At 43.4% G+C, this 1,137-nt stretch carries 1 protein-coding gene; it reads right to left on the reverse strand.

The annotated features are described in order from the left end of the window. Positions 1-16: 16 nt before the first annotated feature. Positions 17-1,125, reverse strand: a protein-coding gene (locus QQK02_RS16395) for an IS3 family transposase (protein ID WP_284209233.1) whose coding sequence is annotated in 2 segments (ribosomal slippage) — positions 17-873 and positions 873-1,125 — 1,110 coding nt in all. Because the reading frame shifts where the segments join, the coding sequence is not laid out codon by codon here. Positions 1,126-1,137 lie beyond the last annotated feature (12 nt).

The following is a 1,137-nucleotide window of genomic DNA, read 5'->3' on the forward strand; positions in this document are numbered from 1 at the left end:
ATTGTCCACTTCCCCATTAATGACACAGTTCTAAATTAGAGTTTTCCAGTTTAGCTCGGTAGGCTGCCGGAGGCAGATTACCGAGACTTTCATGAGTTCTTTCTTCGTTGTAATCCTGTCGCCAAAACCAGGTCATTTCTTTTACCTGGTTGATCGTTTCAAATAGGTAGGCATCGAGAAACTCTCTACGAAATGAGCCGTTAAAGCGTTCAACAAAACCATTTTGCTGAGGTTTACCTGGTTGAATATAAATCAGCTCAATGTCATGCGCTTCGCACCAATCGGTCAATTTAGCTGAGATCAGCTCTGGCCCATTATCTACACGCAATTGTTTAGGTAGTCCTCGTTCGAGTTTTAACTGCTCTAGGGTACGCACTACACGTTCTGCGGGCAACGATGTATCGACTTCTATAGCGAGACATTCTCGCGTGCCCTCATCAAGCACGTTAAGCGTTCTAAATCGTTTACCGCAATACAAAGTGTCATGCATAAAGTCCAATGCCCACTGATGATTTACTAACGCTGCTACTTCTAGTGGTTGGGCAATCCGTTTGGGTAACACTCGTTTAGTTCTGCGCTTTAAATTCAACCCCATCAGGCAGTAAACGCGATAGACTCGTTTATGGTTAAACCTATATCCCTTAAAACGAATACGCCCAAAACATTTCCAGAAACCTGCACGCGGCGACTTCTTCAGCACCACATTAATTGCATCAATGACAGCAGCATCTGCTTTACGCCAATTGCGCTCAGAGCGATAAAAGGTGGAACGACTTATACCCACAAATAAACACGCTTTTAAAACACTCAAACCCGAACTAACCAACAGGCTAACACAGTCTCGTTTTTCTGCTGTCACCAACCCTTTTTTGCCACTAGCTCCTTTACTGCTTGGTTTTCTAAGCTAACGTCTGCATACATTTTCTTAAGCTTTAAATTTTCTTCCTCAAGCGCTTTTAAACGTTTGATGTCCGAGGCCTCCATGCCGCCATATTTGGATTTCCAGTTGTAATACGTCGCATTGCTGATACCGTGTTGTCGGCATACGTCTTCAACTTTCATTCCTGCATCAGCTTCTTTTAGCACCGCGATGATCTGTGATTCGGTAAAACGTGATTTTTTCATAATAGTCTCCTG

Origin of the sequence: Thalassotalea eurytherma (assembly GCF_030161415.1) — a bacterium.
GTDB classification, from domain to species: Bacteria; Pseudomonadota; Gammaproteobacteria; order Enterobacterales; family Alteromonadaceae; genus Thalassotalea_G; species Thalassotalea_G eurytherma.